Source organism: Mycobacterium sp. UM_Kg1 (assembly GCF_000972925.1).
Lineage (GTDB): Bacteria > Actinomycetota > Actinomycetes > Mycobacteriales > Mycobacteriaceae > Mycobacterium > Mycobacterium hiberniae.
Genome location: NZ_JRMK01000317.1, coordinates 1 through 1016 on the forward strand (window position 1 = coordinate 1; position 1016 = coordinate 1016).

At 64.4% G+C, this 1016-nt stretch carries 1 protein-coding gene; it reads right to left on the reverse strand.

Annotated elements, in window-relative coordinates:
• The coding region (locus LI92_RS21320; protein WP_046322527.1) for an IS481 family transposase at positions 1 to 988 on the reverse strand (988 nt) is incomplete at its 3' end.
• Between the last annotated feature and the right edge of the window lie 28 nt (positions 989 to 1016).

Genomic DNA, 1016 nt, shown 5'->3' on the forward strand with positions numbered 1-1016 from the left:
TGTACTGCCCAGACAGGTTGGTCAACTTTGTGATGGGTGGGACTTTCCCGATCGCTGAGTGTTGCCGGTGGTGATTGTAGGTATGCAGCCAGGCCGGCAGCGCTGATCGCCTCGTCCACTCGTTTGGATAGAAGCGGGCGAAGGCCCATTCGGCGGCCATGCTGCGGTGGAAACGCTCGATCTTTCCGTTCGTCTGCGGCCGGTAGGGGCGGGTTCGGCGGTGCTTGATGCCCAGGTCCTGGCATGCGCGACGCCATGCGTGTGAGCGGTAGCAGCCGCCGTTGTCGGACAGGACCGCTTCTACGGTGACCCCGCGTGCGGCGAACCAGGCGACTGCCCGGTGCAAAACGGCGATCGCGGTCTCAGCTGTTTCGTCGTCATGGATCTCGGCGTAGGCCACGCGCGAGTGGTCGTCGATGACGGTGTGGACAAAGGCGTGCCCCAACAGCGGGTCGCGGTGTTGGCTGCGGCCGACCCCGGCGGTCAGGTGCCGATTCCTCTTGCCTTGCGACCGGCCCACGAACCGCCAGCCGCCACCGGTGGGGATGTTGCCCAGCTTTTTGACATCGACATGGATCAACGATCCCGGGTAATCGTGTTCGTATCGGCGGATCGGTTCACCGGTTCGGATATCGATGTGAGACAGGCGATTGAGCCGACACCGGACCAGCACGGCGTGCACCGTCGAGGCTGGCATCGACAACCGCGAGGCAATCGCTAGCGGTGAGAGGCGATGACGCCAACGCAGGTGGACGATTTTGCGCACCACCTGCTGCGGCGTGCGGTTCGGGCTGTGATGGGGACGGCTGGATCGGTCTGTCATACCGACTGCGCCCATCGCCGCATACCGGGTCGCCCATCGCTTGGCGGTCGGCCACGACACATGGAAGTGCTCGGCTGCCCGAACGACCGGCCAGCCCTCATCGACGATCAGACGCGCAAGCAGCAACCGCCCGCGCGGAGTCAGAACAGCGTTAGCGTGGACCACGAAGGTCTCCTGTCTTCGAAGTGGGTGT